We start from the raw sequence: 14,945 nt of genomic DNA, 5'->3' as shown, positions 1-14,945 counted from the left end.
ATATGGCGTCCCCTAGGGGACTCGAACCCCTGTTACCGCCGTGAAAGGGCGGTGTCCTAGGCCACTAGACGAAGGGGACACACGTACAACATTCACTCCCTACCGCGTTTCGCTGTGTGCTTTACGCTGTAAGTGGCGCGCATTCTATGGATGGATTGAAAGGTCGTCAACCCCCAAGGATAAATTTATTTAAATCAATGACTTCGCCCGTGTTTACCGGCCCGCGCGGGGCATTCTGCCCGTCCAGGCCTTGACGCCTATATTCTGGCGTCCGACAAGGCGCTATAGTTCGTTCCAGCAAGTGATGGCAATGTGCATCTACGCAGGGAGCGGCTACTTATATAGAAGAACTACCTGGGTAACTGGTCGATCAGTCCTATCCGTCGACAAGCCCAGTCACTACACTCCACTGTAAACCCTATCAAAGAGGTCACACCGGTGACACCACTCATGATCACCCTGCTGGTAATTGCCGGGATCGTAATACTGATCGCCATTGGCTACATGAACCACGTGGTGGAAAACAACAAGCTGGAAAAGAAGCGCACCGAGATCGAGCTTAATGATCGCCTGCGCCGTTGCGGTGAGATCACCGAGACCTTCCCTGGCCAACTGATGACCCCGGCGCTCAAGCTGCTACTGGCTCGCCTGGAGCTCAACGTCAATCAGCGCCTGTTGAACCTCAACAAGACCAGTGCACCGCTCAAGGCCCGTATCACCGAGCTGAACACGCTGGTGGCCCAGGGCGAGTCCATCCCGGTGAACAACCCGCCGGCGCCGATCCAGACCGAAGCCAAGGCCAAGGACGTGCGCTTCCTGCTGGAAGCCCTGCATGGCCAGGTCACCCGCGCCGCCCAAGACGGGTTCCTACCGACCAACGAAGCCAAGCACTGGATCAAGGAAATCCGTCATATCCTGGTGCTGTTGCACATAGAGTTCTTCAACAACCTCGGCCAGCACGCCTTGCAGCAGGGCCAACCGGGCCAGGCGCGCCTGGCCTTCGAGCGTGGCGTGCAGTACCTGCGCAAGCAGCCTGAACCGGTGCTCTACAGTGCACAGCTGCAATTGCTGGAAGGTCAACTGGCCCGCGCCAACTCTACTGTGCTGGCTAACAGCAAACAGGCGGCGGAGGAAGTCAACGAATTGACCGAAGGCATGAAAGAAGTCGACGCCGATGCCGAGTGGAAAAAGAAAGTCATCTACGACTGATATGCCCACTCCCCTGGGGTGAGCGGGCTGCCCGCTCGCCCCAACATGCCATCAATTTGCATCTATCGCCCCGCCCCCGACTAGCGTAAAAAAGTGCCCCTCACTCCGTGAAGTCAGAGGCCCGCTATGCCTATCGCCGTCATTGATGGACAACCGCTGCATTACGTCGACCAGGGCACCGGCCCTGTCGTCCTGCTCGGCTCAAGCTACCTGTGGGACCGCGACATGTGGGCCCCGCAGATCGAAGCCCTGTCGCAACAGTACCGGGTCATCGTGCCCGAACTGTGGGGCCACGGCGAATCGGGCCAGCTCCCCGCCTCCACCCACTCCCTAGACGACCTTGCGCGCCAGGTCCTGGCCCTGCTTGACCATTTGGAGATCGCAAAGATCAACCTGGCAGGCCTGTCGGTGGGCGGCATGTGGGGCGCACGCCTGGCGTTGCAGGCCCCCGAGCGGATCAACAGCCTTGTGCTGATGGACACCTACCTCGGTGCCGAGCCAGAGGCCACGCGCCAGTATTACTTCTCGTTGTTCAAGATGATTGAAGACGCCGGCGCCATTCCTGAGCCGTTGCTGGATGTGATTGCGCCGATCTTCTTTCGCCCGGACATCGACCGCGAATCGGCGCTCTACCAGGACTTTCGCAAGTCACTGCAGGACTTTACCCGGGAACGCCTGCTGCACAGCATCGTCCCCCTGGGTCGATTGATCTTCAGCCGCGAAGATGTGCTGGAACAACTACCGCAGCTGGACGCCGATACCACCTTGGTGATGTGTGGCGAACAGGACAAGCCTCGGCCACCCGTCGAATCCGAGGAAATGGCCGCACTGATTGGCTGCGCCCTGATCCTGATTCCACACGCCGGGCATATCTCCAGCCGGGAGAACCCGGATTTCGTCAACGAAGCACTGCTGACCTTCCTCGCCAACCACGCCTGATCGCCCCCCTTCGATCGCCGCCTCGGGGCGGCGATCAAAGGCGGAAGTGCCCCACCATCCCCTTGAGCTCCGCCCCCAACTGCGCCAGCTGGATGCTCGACGCCGCATTGCCCTGCATGCTCAACGCCGATTGATCGGCACTCGCACGAATACTGGTGACGCTACGGTTGATCTCTTCGGCCACAGAGCTCTGCTCCTCAGCCGCAGCGGCAATCTGCTGGTTCATCTGCTGGATCAACGACACCGCTACCGCAATGCTACCCAGGGCACTTTCGGTTTCCAACGCATCACTGACCGCCAGCTTGACCAGTTCGCCACTTTGCTGGATTTGCTGCACCGATGATTGCGCCGCACTGCGCAAGGTACTGACCAGCCGCTCGATTTCTTCGGTCGATTGCTGGGTGCGCTTGGCCAGTGCCCGGACTTCATCGGCCACCACCGCAAACCCCCGGCCCTGCTCGCCTGCACGGGCGGCTTCGATGGCCGCGTTCAGGGCCAGCAGGTTGGTCTGTTCGGCGACGCTTTTGATCACGCTCAGCACGGTGCCGATATTCTGGATTTCAGCACTGAGGCTCTCGATACTGGTGCTCGCACGGGTACTGGACGTGGCCAGCAATTCGATGCGTTGCAAACTCTGGCGCACCACCTGCTGGCCGCTGTCGACTTTTTCATCCGCCGTCTGCGCGGCTTGCGCAGCCTGTTCGGCGTTGCGCGCCACATCGTGCACGGTGGCGGTCATCTGGTTCATCGCCGTAGCGACCTGCTCGGTTTCTTCCTTCTGGCTGCTGACCTCGACGTTGGTCTGCTCGGTCACGCTGGACAGCGACTGCGCCGAGCTGGCCAATTGTTCGATACCGGCCTGCAGGCCGCTGACCATCTGGCTGAGGCCGCCGCCCATCTGTTGCATCGCCTGCATCAACTGGCCGATTTCATCACGACGGCTGACCTCCATGCGCCCGCTCAGATCCCCGGCGGCAATCTGTCGGGCTACCGCGATCACACTGCGCAGCGGCGCGACAATCAAGCGGGTAATCACCCAGGCCGCAATCAACCCCACCAGCAAGGCCAGGGCCGACGAGCCAATGATCAACATCGCGCTTTTCTTCAGTTGCGCCTGCATCGACAGGTCTTCAGCGTCATAGGCCTGGTTGACCCGGCTGACGACCTGGTCAGCTCGATCATGCAGTTGTTTGTAGACGACTTTTTCCTGGGCCAGCAGGCCGGTGTATTCCCCCAGCTTTTCGCTGAAGGCGGCGATATGCCCGGAAACTTCGTTGAGCACCGTCTGATAACCAGGGTCCTTGACCGACGTTTTCAGTTGCTCGACCTGAGCCAGGGCCTGGTCGGCCTGCTCGATCTTGCCTTGCTCGGCGTCATCAGCATCCGCCTTGCGGCTCTGGTCCAGGCGCACATGGGCTTCGTTCATGGCCTGCAACATCAAGCGGGAAACCTGACTGATCTGGCCCGCCTGCTCGATAAACTCGGCGCCCTCCTTGCCTTGGCTTTCCTTGAGGCCATAGGCGCCGTCGTCCGCCAGCCCGGCCTGCAATACATCCAGGTTATTCGCTACGCTGGACACCGACCAACTGGCCATTTCCAGCGCCAGGTCCTTGGTCTGCGTCAGCTCGACAAACTCATCGAACGCCTTCCGGTAGGCTGCCAGAGCCTGCTCGACCTCGGCCATCACCGGCACATTCGCCGCAGACTGGGCCTTGAGGCCAGCCGCCTGGGCCGCCAGGGCATCGAGACTTTCATGCAGGGCGTCGACGGCCTTGGGGTCGGCGTGCAACGCGTAGTCCTGTTCGATCAGGCGCACCTTGAGCAAGCCGCTGTTGAGCGACGACATGGCCTTGAGGCCTTGGAAACGCTGGCCAACGGTTTGCAGGGACCACACGCCGATAGCCGCGACCAACGCCGTCAGCAGCAGCACCAGGGTGAAACCCAAGCCCAGTTTTTTCGCCATACCCAGGTTGGCGAAACGTCGTTGCACGCCTGAAATCATTGCACTTGAATCCTCTTGCAATGGCGGACGCCATCAAGTCCGATGGACAAGCAACGAGATTCGCAACCAAAAGGCACTGAGCACAAGGTACTGGCGCCACAATAATGGCAAAAAGCTACACGCTCGTCGTTTTCAGAATGGTCGAGGTCGATCTGGCGGGCCCCATCGCACGAAACAACGCCAAGGCACGTTGATCAGTAGCATAGGCGACATTGAGGCGTAGCCACTCACTGTGACTGCCGCTTGGACTGAACAACGCCCCGGGCGACAACAACACCCCCAACTGCCGGGCGCACGCCTGCAACCGCGAAGGCTGCGCCGCCCCCGGACGTGCCCACAGGAACATACCGCCGGTGGGTACGGCGAACACCTCCCACTCTTCGTCCTCCAGCACTTGCAGGGTCACGGCCATTTCACTGCTCAACCGCTTGCGCAGACGCTGCACCCACTTGCGATAGGTACCATTGGCCAGCAACGTGGCGACCACCGCTTCAGCAAACCGGGAGGTGCCGAAACCGCTCAAGGTCTTGAGGCTGGCCAATTGCGTGATGATTGCGCTGCTGGCGCAGAGGTAGCCCACACGCAAGGCGCTGCTCAGGGTCTTGGAAAAACTCGCGACGTAGATCACCCGATCATCATGGGGCAATGCCGAAAGCCGCGTGCAACTGGCCTGTTGCAGGTCGCCGTAGACATCTTCCTCGATGATCAGGAAGTTCTTGCGGTGTGCCAGTTCCAGCAAGCGCTCGGCCACCACCCGACACAGGCTGGTGCCCGTGGGATTGTGATAGAGGCTGTGGATGAACAGGCACTTGGGATGATGGTGCTGCAGCAGCGCTTCAAGCGCCGGGAGGTCGGGGCCGCCTCGGGTACGCGGTACTTCCAGCAGTTGCACGCCCTGGAACGCCAGCTGCCGATAGAGGTTGGCATACCCGGGGGTTTCGACCACCACGCTGTCGCCAGCCTTGAGCAGCGTACGTATCAGCAGGTCCTGGGCATGGCTGGCACCTGCGGTGGTCAGGATGCGCTCCAGGCTGGTGGCGATGTGAATCTGGGTCAGGCGCTTGAGCAGTTGCTCGCGCAGCGCAGGCAGACCCAGAGGGGTGCTGTAGTTGAACAGGCCGGCCGTGTCGGTGCGGGTGACTTCGCGAATCGCGTAACTGATGTCATCGCTTTCGCGCCAGGCATCGGGCAACCAGCCGCAGCCCAGCTTCAACTCGCCCAACGGATTGTCGGCAAAGGCGCCCCACTCGCGCTCCGCCCCCTCATACCAGTTGCCTTCGTGGCAGGCAGCCGGCTGGGCCACCACAAATCCCGAGCCCTGCCGGGGCGCCAGCACCCCTTGGGCGACCATCCGTTCGAATGCTTCGATCACACTGGATTGGCTGAGCAGGTTGTCCAGGGCCAACTGGCGGACGGACGGCAAGCGCGTTCCGGGGCTCACGCCGTCCTTGCGAATCCATTGCACCACTGCACTGACGATTTGCTGCACTACCGGTACAAGGGCCTGTCGATCGATCCCTAAATCCATGAGCCACTCACTTCAACTGTCTGTTATCAACCCGGAGAGTTAAGCACAGAAGCCGCAGATTGCCGGCCACATAAATTTATTAAAGTATTGATTTTATTGACTTATTTACCTACTGACACATATTCGATCACAGCGTTTTGCCAGCTTTGGAAAAGCCCCACGCGCCCCCAGACGTTTTCGACCAAGGGCCGGCGCCAGGTCCTAGATAGCCGTCGCGCCACCGTCCACGGCCAAGGCGTGGCCGGTGGTGAACGCCGCTCCGTCGCTGCACAGGTACAGCACTGCGCTGGCAATTTCCTCAACCTTGCCGATACGCCCGACCGGGTGCATGGCGGCGGCGAATTCGGCCTTGCGCGGGTCGGCTTCATAGGCGCGCCGGAACATATCGGTATCGATCACCGCCGGGCAGACGGCATTGACGCGGATTTTCTTCTTCGCATACTCGATCGCCGCCGATTTGGTCAGGCCGATCACCGCATGTTTGGAGGCTGCATAGATACTCATCTTCGGCGCCGCGCCCAACCCCGCCACCGACGCGGTGTTGACGATCGCCCCGCCGCCCTGGGCCAGCAGCAGCGGCAACTGGTACTTCATGCACAACCAGACACCCTTGACGTTGACGCCCATGATCGCGTCGAACTCATCCAGGCTGCCGTCCGCCAGCTTGCCCTTCTCGATCTCGATGCCGGCGTTATTGAAGGCATAGTCCAGGCGACCATAGGCCCCAATGGTCTGTGCCATTAACTGCTGCACATCCGCCTCCTGGGTGACGTTGCAACGCACGAACAGTGCCTCGCCTCCGGCCTGGTGGATCAGCGCGACCGTGCCCTCGCCGCCGGCCACGTCGAGATCGGCGACCACGACCTTCAAGCCTTCGGCGGCGAACGCCAGCGCAGTGGCGCGACCAATACCGGCGGCTGCGCCAGTCACCAGGGCGACCTGGCCGGAAAACGTCATGCTCATGGAGGATGTCCTATTGGGATTAATGGCAGTGGCACGAGTCTAGCCAACGCCGAGACGCACACGTCAGCACTATCAGAAGGCCGGTTAGTGCCGTATGAGTCATGGTGATAAGGCAACCGGGCTCACTATCAATGGCACCTATCGATGAGCATTCGCACCCTCGGCTGACCTTGCCCCCGGGCCATTCAAGGTCTATCAATCATGCTTCACTTCTAAAGAGTCCTTGCCATGACTGCCCAGACCAACCGCCAATTCCTGCTCGCCAAACGCCCGGTCGGCGCGGCCACGCGGGAAACCTTCACTTACCAGGTAGTGCCGGTGGGCACGCCCGAGGACGGGCAGGTGCTGGTGCGCAACGAATACCTGTCCCTCGACCCGGCCATGCGTGGCTGGATGAATGAAGGCAAGTCCTACATTCCGCCCGTAGGCCTCGGCGAGGTCATGCGCGCGCTGGGTGTGGGCAAGGTGATTGCCTCGAACAACCCGAAATTCGCCGTCGGCGACTACGTGAATGGCGCCCTGGGCGTGCAGGATTACTTCCTTGGCGAGCCGCGCGGCTTCTACAAGGTCGACCCCAATCTGGCGCCCCTGCCCCGCTACCTGTCTGCGCTGGGCATGACCGGCATGACCGCCTACTTCGCGCTGCTGGACACCGGCGCGCCCAAGGCCGGTGAAACCGTGGTGATCTCCGGCGCAGCCGGTGCCGTGGGCAGCATTGCCGGGCAGATCGCAAAGCTCAAAGGCTGCCGCGTGGTCGGCATTGCCGGCGGTGCCGACAAGTGCAAGTTCCTGGTGGATGAACTGGGCTTCGACGCCGCCATCGACTACAAGAACGAAGACGTGCCCGCCGCCCTGAAGCGCGAATGCCCTAAAGGCGTGGATGTGTATTTCGATAACGTCGGCGGCGACATCCTTGACGCGGTGCTCAGCCGGCTGGCGTTGAAAGCCCGCGTGGTGATTTGCGGGGCCATCAGCCAGTACAACAACAAGGAAGCGGTGAAAGGCCCGGCCAACTACCTGTCACTACTGGTCAACCGCGCACGGATGGAAGGCTTTGTGGTGATGGATCACGCGGCGAACTTTGCCGCTGCCGGGCAGGAAATGGCCGGCTGGATGGCCCAGGGCAAGCTCAAGAGCAAGGAGGATATTGTCGAGGGGCTGGAGACGTTCCCGGAAACGCTGATGAAGCTGTTCAACGGCGAGAACTTTGGCAAATTGGTGCTCAAGGTCAGCTGATACACACGCTCTGCGCGTTCCCACGCTCTGTGAACGTGGGAACGCGCATCGATCAGGCGATCTCGGCGACTACCGCCGCCAACGCCTTGGCCGGATCCGCCGCCTGGCTGATCGGACGACCGATCACCAAGTAGTCGGAGCCCGCGTCCAACGCCTGGCGCGGGGTCAGGATGCGGCGCTGGTCATCCTGGGCACTGCCCGCCGGACGAATCCCCGGGGTCACCAATTGCAACGACGGATGGGCGGTCTTCAAGGCCTGGGCTTCCAGCGCCGAGCACACCAGGCCATCAAGGCCGGCTTTCTGCGCCAGGGCGGCCAGGCGCAGTACCTGCTCCTGAGGCTCGATGTCCAGGCCGATGCCCGCCAGGTCCTCGCGCTCCATGCTGGTCAGCACGGTCACGCCGATCAGCAACGGCTTGGGGCCGCTGCGCTGTTCCAGCACTTCGCGGCAGGCGGTCATCATGCGCAGACCGCCGGAGCAGTGCACATTCACCATCCACACGCCCATCTCGGCCGCAGCCTTGACCGCCATGGCGGTGGTGTTGGGGATGTCGTGGAATTTCAGGTCGAGGAACACCTCGAAGCCTTTGTCACGCAGGGTGCCGACGATTTCCGCGGCGCAGCTGGTGAACAGTTCCTTGCCGACCTTGACCCGGCAAAGCCTGGGGTCCAACTGATCAGCCAGCTTCAGTGCGGCGTCACGGGTGGGGTAATCCAGGGCGACGATGATAGGAGTCTGGCAGACGGACATTGGAATGGGCTCTCAGGCAAGTCGAAATCGGCGCGGATTGTAGCGCAAGCAGCGCCGTTGCGGGATCCGATGATCGGTAAATACTGACCAAGCGTCATCAGCCGGGCATTCCAGGTAATTATTTCAAAGCCGATACATTCATGACATGCCCACAACACGCCCTGCCGCTAGCCTCGCCCGCACGACCCACCGACCAGCACTACCAGCCATGGGGCTGGGCGCCTATGCTGAGCGCAACAACCAGGCAGATGATCGCACTATGCATACCCCTTCCGTCCCCGTGAACGACGAGCAAAAAGGCTCGGTGGTCGCCGATGACAAGCGCTGGAACACCCGTGCGCTGATCGTCGACGACGATGTGCCGATCCGCGAATTGCTGATCGACTACCTGGCACGCTTCAATATCCTCGCCACCGGCGTGACCGACGGCGCCGCCATGCGCCTGGCCATGCAAGCCGAAACCTATGATGTGGTGGTACTCGACCTGATGCTGCCGGGGGAAGACGGCCTGACCCTGTGCCGCTGGCTGCGCGCCGAATCGGATATCCCGATCCTGATGCTCACGGCCCGCTGCGAGCCCACCGACCGCATCATCGGCCTGGAACTGGGGGCCGATGACTACATGTCCAAGCCCTTCGAACCGCGTGAACTGGTAGCGCGGATCCAGACCATCCTGCGCCGCGTACGCGATGACCGCACCGAACAACGCGCGAATATCCGCTTCGACAACTGGCGCCTCAACAGCGTGTTGCGCCAATTGGTGGCCGACGATGGCCTGGTGGTGCCGCTGTCCAACGCGGAATTCCGCCTGTTGTGGGTGTTTATCGAACGCCCGCGCCGGGTGCTGAGCCGGGAGCAACTACTCGATGCCGCCCGTGGCCGCTCGATAGAGGCCTTTGATCGCAGTATCGACTTGCTGGTGTCGCGCCTGCGGCAAAAACTCGGGGATGACCCCAAGGCACCGCAGTTGATCAAGACCGTGCGCGGCGAAGGCTACCTGTTCGACGCCCGGGATATTGGCTGATGCGCGCGCCCTTCAACACGCTGTTCGGTCGGCTGTTCGGCGTGTTGCTGGTGGCGATTGTGCTGGCCCATGGGCTGGCGTTCTTCTGGTTTCACCACTACGGCCAACCGCCGCCGCCCCCTCCTGAGCGATTTAGCGAGCAGCCGGACGGGCCCCTGGCGCCGATGCGCGACAAGCACCCACGTCCCTGGTTTGGCGGCCCGGTGGTGCCCCTGACCTTTCAATTCGTCTCGTTGATTATCGCGGCCTGGTACGGTGCCAAACTGCTGAGCCGGCCGATACAGCGCCTGAGTGAAGCGGCGGAACGCTTGAGCCTGGACCTCGACAGCCCCCCCCTCGATGAATCCGGCCCGTGGGAAGCGCGGCAGGCCGCCTCGACCTTCAACCTGATGCAAAGGCGCATTCGCGAGCAGGTCAGCCAACGCGCGCGCATGCTCGGCGCCGTCTCCCATGACCTGCGCACCCCGCTGTCACGTCTCAAGCTGCGCCTGGAGCAGATCGAGGACACCCGGCTGCAGGGCCAGATGCGCCAGGACCTGAACGACATGATCGGCATGCTCGACGCCACCCTGAGCTACCTGCACGAACAGCGCACCAGTGAAACCCGGCATTGGCTGGATGTGCAGGCGCTGGTGGAGTCCATGAGTGAAAACGCCCAGGACCAAGGCTCCGATGTGCAATGTGCGGGCAGTTGCCTACCCTTGCAGGTGCAACCGATGGCCCTGCGCTCATGCCTCAACAACCTGATCGACAACGCCTTGCGTTATGCCGGTACCGCCCGCGTGGAGCTGGAGGACAGCCGCGAAGCGCTGGTCATCCGTGTGATCGACCACGGGCCGGGGATCGCGGTCGATAAGCGTGAGGCAGTGTTCGAGCCGTTCTATCGGCTGGAAGGCTCGCGTAACCGCAATTCCGGCGGCGTTGGCCTGGGCATGACCATCTCTAAGGAAGCGGCAGAACGCCTGGGCGGCCGCCTGAGCCTGGAAGAGACCCCAGGCGGCGGCTTGACCGCCGTGATGTGGTTGCCCAGGGCTTAAAGGGGCTTGTCTTCACGTCGAACCTGGGCCTGGGTTGCGCTCCAATCCATCAGCAGGCTGTAGGCCACGGCCAGCAGGGTCGGGCCGATAAACAGGCCGATAAAGCCAAAGGCAATCAAGCCGCCGAAGACCCCGAGCAACACGATCACCAGCGGCAGGTTGCCGCCACGGCTGATCAGGTACGGCTTGAGCACGTTGTCCACGCCACTGATGATGAACGTCCCCCACACGCCAAGGAACACCGCATAGGTGTAGTCGCCTTTCCACGCCAGCCAGGCCGTGGCCGGGATCCATACCAGCGGCGGGCCCATCGGGATCAGGCTGAGCAGGAACGTCACGATCCCCAGCACCAACGCACCCGGCACGCCGGCGATCAGGAAGCCGATCAGTGCCAGCAGGGCCTGGGCGGCGGCAGTGCCGATCACACCGTTGACCACACGCTGCACCGTACCGGCCACCAGTTCGATGTAGTAACCGGCACGGTCACCGATCAGGCGTTCCAGCAAACGATGCACGAACATCGCCAGACGTGGGCCATCACGATAGAAAAAGAACACGAACACCAGGCTCAGGGTCAGTTCGAGGATGCCACCGCCGATCTGCGCACTGCGCGCCAACAGCCAATTGCCCACCTGCCCCAGGTACGGCTTGAGGCTGACCATCAGCGCCGCGCCCTGCTCGTCGATGCTGTTCCACATGCCGACCAGGCGTTCCCCCACAAAGGGAATCGCCGCCAACCAGGTTGGCGCCTCGGGCAGCCCATCGACCTGAATATCCTTGATCAACGCCACGGCATCGCGTACATGGTCCGCGAGATTGAACCCCAGCCATACCAGCGGCACCGCCACCAGCAACATCCAGCCCAGGGTCAGGATGCCGGCGGCCAGGGACTCACGGCCGCCCAGCGCGCGGGTCAGCAGCACCATCAGCGGCCAACTGGCAAACGCCAGCACCGCCCCCCAGAACAGCGCCGACCAGAACGGCGCCATCACCCAGAAGCTGGCACCAAACAGCACCAGCAGCAGGATTTGCACCAGCAGGCGATCGTTATTGAGCATGGGGTATCTCTAGAAAAGGCTGTAGGAAGAAAGCTTAGGCGAACGGCACGGGTCCGTTCGCCCTGTTACGGTCAGCGTATCAGATGCAGGTGCAGGCCTTTGGTTTCAGTGGTGCCGGTTTCCAGGCGCGCGGCGCGCACGCCTTTGTCGACCAGGGCCTGGCGCCAGGCTTCGGCTTTCGGGCCGGTCAGACTGACGCGCAAGGTCGTATCGAGGTTCAAGCCCCGGGAAATCAGGGTCAGCCAGGTGTCGTCGGGGTCGCCGCCAAGCGCGGGGAAATCCAGCTCACCGGTGCTTTTGAGCTCGCGCAACAAGGTGGCCGAGGTGGGCAACAGGTCGCCCAGCGGTGCGCCGGCATCCAACTGCTCCACATGCAGGTAGGCACGACGGTTGCCTCGGGTGATGCCGTACATGGCCACCAGGGAGTTTTCCTGAGGGGCGGCCAGGCGCAGCAGCAGGTATTCCTGCTGGCCGTCGGCACCTACCAGCTTGGCATTACCGAACACTTCGTTGGCCCACAAGCTGCTTTCACCGCAATCGCGGGCCTGGCACCAGAACAACAACTGCGCGCCGTTGGCCTGCAACGCTTCGCGCGTCGACGTGAACGCAGCACTGGAGGTGTGTTCGGCAGGCAGTTCGTAGGTAATCGCTGTGGCTCGCCCACGGGCAGTGGCCTGGCCCTCGTAACGCAACTGGCCACTGATCTTGCGGATCGCCCCCATGGGGTAGATGCGTTCCTTTTCTTCAGCGGGACGGTAATCGACGATCTGTGCGTCGACCTGACGGGCCACGGCAGGCAGGTCCTGACTTCCCGGCACATCGGCGGCGAACACCAAGGGGCTGAAACAGCACAGTCCAAGGGCACGTATACATCCTTTACGCAGGCTCATCGGATCGGTGAGCCCTGGCCATCGGAGGTCGCAGCGGTGTTGAGTTGGTTCATGGTTGACTCCCTTTCAATCCGCCCAGCCTCGGCAGTTGACCGCCCCAAGTCAAGGCGCGGAGAAGAACCGATTGAAACAGTCTGCAACAAGGACCGCACCGGGCTCATCATTCAGGTGTAAATGATGGCCACCCGGCAACGTGGTTACCGTAAAGGGTAGCTGGGAAAGCAATTCGGGATGTTTCGCCAACATGCCATCGGCGGCGACCACCAACTGCGCAGGGCAACCCACGCGCCGCACGAAAGCCATGGCCTGCTCATCGGTCAGGCGCATTGGCGAAGCCAGGGTAAGGCGACTGTCCGAGCGCCAGGTATAACCGCCCGGCACCGGCATCAAACCGCGCTGGGCCAGCAGTTCTGCGGCTTCACGGCTCACGGCGACCAAACCTTTCATGCGCGCCTCAACCGCCCGATCCAGGGTGCTGTAGACCGGCTTGCGCTTATCCTGCAAGTTCAATTGCGCCTGCAAGGCCATGCCCAGGCGCTCGGCCGCGTTCTCACCGCTGGCCGTGGGCGGGATCACGCCGTCAATCAAACCCAGGTGCGTCACCCGTTCCGGCAAGGCACCGGCCAGCACCAGGGACACGATGGCGCCGAGGGAGTGGCCGAGTAATGCAAAACGTTTCCAGCCCAGTTGCTCGGCAACGTGCAGCACGTCGTGGACGTAATCCCACAAGGCATAACCGGCACCTGTAGGACGATGCGCCGAATGCCCATGGCCGGCCATGTCCAGCGCCACGATACGCAAACCCGCAAGCTTCGGCGCCAGGCGTGCAAAGCTGTTGGCATTGTCCAGCCAGCCATGCAGGGCGATCACCGGCAAACCGTCCTCGGGGCCAAACAGATGGGCCGCCAATTCAATGTGCGGCAGGCTCAGGCGAACCTCTTCGACGGGTGTGCTCATGCGCAGCTGCGCTCCCGGGCTTCCCAGCGCGCGAACAGGGTCTTGATCAAGGTCGCGGTGTCCTGGGGGCGTTCGAGGGGAAACATATGGCCGCCGGGCATGGTGAGCATTTCGCCCATGGGTAGACGGTCGACACCGCTGGCGTGGTGACGCATCACCACACGGCTCTGGCGACCGCGCACCACCGCCAGCGGCACTTTCAATTGGCGCACCTGGCCGGGACTGGTGTGGGGCACGCCCCGGTAGATGCTGATTTCGGTGGCCGGGTCGAAACGCAGGCGCAGGCGATCACCCGCCTGGTACAGGCCGTGTTGCAGGTAGGCGTCGAAGCATTCCGGGTCGAAGCCTCGGAACAGGGTCTTGCCGGCGAAGTAGCTGCGCGCGGCGTCCAGGTCGCTGAATTCTTCACGACGGCCCAGGGTGCGGCCGGCCGGCGTGAGTCGATCGATAAAACCGAAACGCTTGGCGGCGCGGATCACCCAGCGGTCGGCGCGGGTCAATACGGGCGAGTCGAGCATCACCACCCCGCGATACAGCTGCGGGCAGCGCAGGGCCGCGTGCAAATGCAGCACGCCACCCAGGGAATGGCCCACGCCCCATACGGGCTGCGGTTGCTGCTCCAGATGATGGATCAACTCGTCCACCAGGTTCTGCCAGTTATCGTCCACTGGGAACCTGGGGTCGTGACCGTGCTGCGGCAAGTGAGCCACCGCATATTCCGGGGCCAGGGCGGCAAACAGCTTGCCGTAGGTGGCCGAGGGAAAGCCATTGGCGTGGGCAAAAAACACGTGCTGCGACATAGCGGACCCATCTGCAAAAACCGAGATTGATTGTCACCAGCCCCAAGCCCCACAGCAATGACTGTAACTGCCAGGAATGATGACACTCACGCCACACCTATCGCGCCGGAGGGGTTTCGCCCAAAGGCACCACGGCCATGGTCAGCCGTGAGACACAGTTGCACTTGCCGTCATCGGTGGTCAGGCGGATGTCCCAGACCTGGGTGGTGCGGCCGATATGGATCGCCTTGGCCACCGCCGTCACCCGCCCGCTGCGCACACCGCGCAGGTGGTTGGCGTTGACCTCCAGGCCCACGCAATAGAACTTGCTCGGGTCGATGCACAAATAGGCCGCCACGGAGCCGACGCTCTCGGCCAGAACCACCGACGCACCGCCATGCAGCAGGCCGTAAGGCTGGTGAGTGCGGTGGTCGACCACCATGCTGGCGGTGAGGGATTCGTCGTCGAAGCTTTCAAAACGGATGTCCAGCAGTTCACCAATGGTGTTTTTCTGGCCGGCATTGAGTTGTTCGATATTCGGTTGGGTGCGCCACAAGCTCATGGAATTGTCC

At 62.2% G+C, this 14,945-nt stretch carries 14 protein-coding genes, 1 tRNA gene and 1 pseudogene; 5 read left to right on the top strand and 11 right to left on the bottom strand.

Annotation, left to right across the window (positions count from 1 at the left end; all coding sequences use genetic code 11):
* Positions 1 to 3 precede the first annotated feature (3 nt).
* A tRNA-Glu gene (locus NIBR502773_RS24640) sits at positions 4 to 79 on the bottom strand.
* Positions 80 to 438: 359 nt separating this feature from the next.
* Here NIBR502773_RS24640 and NIBR502773_RS24635 point away from each other — a divergent pair.
* Positions 439 to 1,209, top strand: coding sequence for a hypothetical protein (locus NIBR502773_RS24635; protein WP_027607090.1), 771 nt, complete (start codon positions 439 to 441; stop codon positions 1,207 to 1,209).
* A 126-nt stretch (positions 1,210 to 1,335) separates the two neighbouring features.
* The gene (locus NIBR502773_RS24630; protein ID WP_141157172.1) at positions 1,336 to 2,148 is read left to right on the top strand and encodes an alpha/beta fold hydrolase; all 813 of its coding nucleotides are present in this window, start codon (positions 1,336 to 1,338) and stop codon (positions 2,146 to 2,148) included.
* 34 nt (positions 2,149 to 2,182) lie between these two features.
* Here the strand turns inward: NIBR502773_RS24630 and NIBR502773_RS31400 are convergent, their stop codons facing one another.
* From NIBR502773_RS31400 to NIBR502773_RS24615, 4 genes and pseudogenes are all read right to left on the bottom strand, one after another.
* On the bottom strand, positions 2,183 to 2,887 hold the full coding sequence (locus NIBR502773_RS31400) for a methyl-accepting chemotaxis protein (protein ID WP_373682396.1): 705 nt from the start codon (positions 2,885 to 2,887) through the stop codon (positions 2,183 to 2,185).
* 204 nt (positions 2,888 to 3,091) lie between these two features.
* Positions 3,092 to 3,241 (bottom strand): annotated as a pseudogene (locus NIBR502773_RS31395) (HAMP domain-containing protein); the annotation flags it as partial.
* A 1,024-nt stretch (positions 3,242 to 4,265) separates the two neighbouring features.
* Positions 4,266 to 5,678, bottom strand: coding sequence for a PLP-dependent aminotransferase family protein (locus tag NIBR502773_RS24620; RefSeq protein ID WP_141157170.1), 1,413 nt, complete (start codon positions 5,676 to 5,678; stop codon positions 4,266 to 4,268).
* Positions 5,679 to 5,879: 201 nt separating this feature from the next.
* Positions 5,880 to 6,641, bottom strand: a complete 762-nt coding sequence (locus NIBR502773_RS24615) for an SDR family oxidoreductase (protein ID WP_027607086.1) — start codon at positions 6,639 to 6,641, stop codon at positions 5,880 to 5,882.
* Positions 6,642 to 6,869: 228 nt separating this feature from the next.
* On the opposite strand from NIBR502773_RS24615, the gene NIBR502773_RS24610 reads away from it, so the two are divergent.
* Complete coding sequence (locus tag NIBR502773_RS24610; protein WP_065939911.1) at positions 6,870 to 7,877, top strand: NADP-dependent oxidoreductase; 1,008 nt, start codon at positions 6,870 to 6,872, stop codon at positions 7,875 to 7,877.
* 52 nt (positions 7,878 to 7,929) lie between these two features.
* Here NIBR502773_RS24610 and pyrF read toward each other — a convergent pair whose 3' ends face one another.
* On the bottom strand, positions 7,930 to 8,628 hold the full coding sequence (gene pyrF / locus NIBR502773_RS24605) for an orotidine-5'-phosphate decarboxylase (RefSeq protein ID WP_065924510.1): 699 nt from the start codon (positions 8,626 to 8,628) through the stop codon (positions 7,930 to 7,932).
* A 259-nt stretch (positions 8,629 to 8,887) separates the two neighbouring features.
* Between pyrF and NIBR502773_RS24600 the strand changes: the two genes are divergently transcribed.
* Positions 8,888 to 9,652 carry a response regulator gene (locus NIBR502773_RS24600; RefSeq protein WP_115488166.1) on the top strand — a complete coding sequence of 255 codons (765 nt, stop codon included), beginning with the start codon at positions 8,888 to 8,890 and terminating at the stop codon, positions 9,650 to 9,652.
* Positions 9,652 to 10,689 (top strand): HAMP domain-containing sensor histidine kinase, encoded by a 1,038-nt coding sequence (locus NIBR502773_RS24595; RefSeq protein WP_141157169.1) that lies wholly within the window; start codon positions 9,652 to 9,654, stop codon positions 10,687 to 10,689. The genes NIBR502773_RS24600 and NIBR502773_RS24595 overlap by 1 nt, the downstream gene beginning before the upstream one ends.
* On the opposite strand, the gene NIBR502773_RS24590 is transcribed toward NIBR502773_RS24595, so the two are convergent.
* The 5 genes from NIBR502773_RS24590 to NIBR502773_RS24570 form a co-directional block, all read right to left on the bottom strand.
* Positions 10,686 to 11,747: an AI-2E family transporter gene (locus NIBR502773_RS24590; RefSeq protein ID WP_141157168.1), complete on the bottom strand. Its 1,062-nt coding sequence runs from the start codon at positions 11,745 to 11,747 to the stop codon at positions 10,686 to 10,688. The two genes, NIBR502773_RS24595 and NIBR502773_RS24590, sit on opposite strands and share 4 nt — an antisense overlap.
* Positions 11,748 to 11,818: 71 nt before the next feature.
* Complete coding sequence (locus NIBR502773_RS24585; RefSeq protein WP_141157167.1) at positions 11,819 to 12,637, bottom strand: DUF4892 domain-containing protein; 819 nt, start codon at positions 12,635 to 12,637, stop codon at positions 11,819 to 11,821.
* Between the two features lie 102 nt (positions 12,638 to 12,739).
* Positions 12,740 to 13,594, bottom strand: coding sequence for an alpha/beta hydrolase (locus tag NIBR502773_RS24580; protein WP_141157166.1), 855 nt, complete (start codon positions 13,592 to 13,594; stop codon positions 12,740 to 12,742).
* Positions 13,591 to 14,394: an alpha/beta fold hydrolase gene (locus NIBR502773_RS24575; protein WP_027607078.1), complete on the bottom strand. Its 804-nt coding sequence runs from the start codon at positions 14,392 to 14,394 to the stop codon at positions 13,591 to 13,593. The genes NIBR502773_RS24580 and NIBR502773_RS24575 overlap by 4 nt, the downstream gene beginning before the upstream one ends.
* 97 nt (positions 14,395 to 14,491) lie before the next feature.
* On the bottom strand, positions 14,492 to 14,935 hold the full coding sequence (locus NIBR502773_RS24570) for a hotdog fold thioesterase (protein WP_027607077.1): 444 nt from the start codon (positions 14,933 to 14,935) through the stop codon (positions 14,492 to 14,494).
* Positions 14,936 to 14,945 lie beyond the last annotated feature (10 nt).

It is taken from the genome of Pseudomonas sp. NIBRBAC000502773, assembly GCF_006517195.1.
GTDB lineage: Bacteria > Pseudomonadota > Gammaproteobacteria > Pseudomonadales > Pseudomonadaceae > Aquipseudomonas > Aquipseudomonas marginalis.
This window is presented reverse-complemented; position numbering and strand designations above follow the sequence as displayed.

Bases quoted from the DNA above. Each gene is read 5' to 3' on its own strand.
- pyrF (WP_065924510.1), bottom strand. From the start codon at position 8,628: ATGTCCGTCTGCCAGACTCCTATCATCGTCGCCCTGGATTACCCCACC.
- NIBR502773_RS24610 (WP_065939911.1), top strand. From the start codon at position 6,870: ATGACTGCCCAGACCAACCGCCAATTCCTGCTCGCCAAACGCCCGGTC.
- NIBR502773_RS24630 (WP_141157172.1), top strand. From the start codon at position 1,336: ATGCCTATCGCCGTCATTGATGGACAACCGCTGCATTACGTCGACCAG.
- NIBR502773_RS24590 (WP_141157168.1), bottom strand. From the start codon at position 11,747: ATGCTCAATAACGATCGCCTGCTGGTGCAAATCCTGCTGCTGGTGCTG.
- NIBR502773_RS24595 (WP_141157169.1), top strand. From the start codon at position 9,652: ATGCGCGCGCCCTTCAACACGCTGTTCGGTCGGCTGTTCGGCGTGTTG.
- NIBR502773_RS24575 (WP_027607078.1), bottom strand. From the start codon at position 14,394: ATGTCGCAGCACGTGTTTTTTGCCCACGCCAATGGCTTTCCCTCGGCC.
- NIBR502773_RS24580 (WP_141157166.1), bottom strand. From the start codon at position 13,594: ATGAGCACACCCGTCGAAGAGGTTCGCCTGAGCCTGCCGCACATTGAA.
- NIBR502773_RS24600 (WP_115488166.1), top strand. From the start codon at position 8,888: ATGCATACCCCTTCCGTCCCCGTGAACGACGAGCAAAAAGGCTCGGTG.
- NIBR502773_RS24585 (WP_141157167.1), bottom strand. From the start codon at position 12,637: ATGAGCCTGCGTAAAGGATGTATACGTGCCCTTGGACTGTGCTGTTTC.
- NIBR502773_RS31400 (WP_373682396.1), bottom strand. From the start codon at position 2,887: ATGACCGCCACCGTGCACGATGTGGCGCGCAACGCCGAACAGGCTGCG.
- NIBR502773_RS24570 (WP_027607077.1), bottom strand. From the start codon at position 14,935: ATGAGCTTGTGGCGCACCCAACCGAATATCGAACAACTCAATGCCGGC.
- NIBR502773_RS24615 (WP_027607086.1), bottom strand. From the start codon at position 6,641: ATGAGCATGACGTTTTCCGGCCAGGTCGCCCTGGTGACTGGCGCAGCC.
- NIBR502773_RS24620 (WP_141157170.1), bottom strand. From the start codon at position 5,678: ATGGATTTAGGGATCGATCGACAGGCCCTTGTACCGGTAGTGCAGCAA.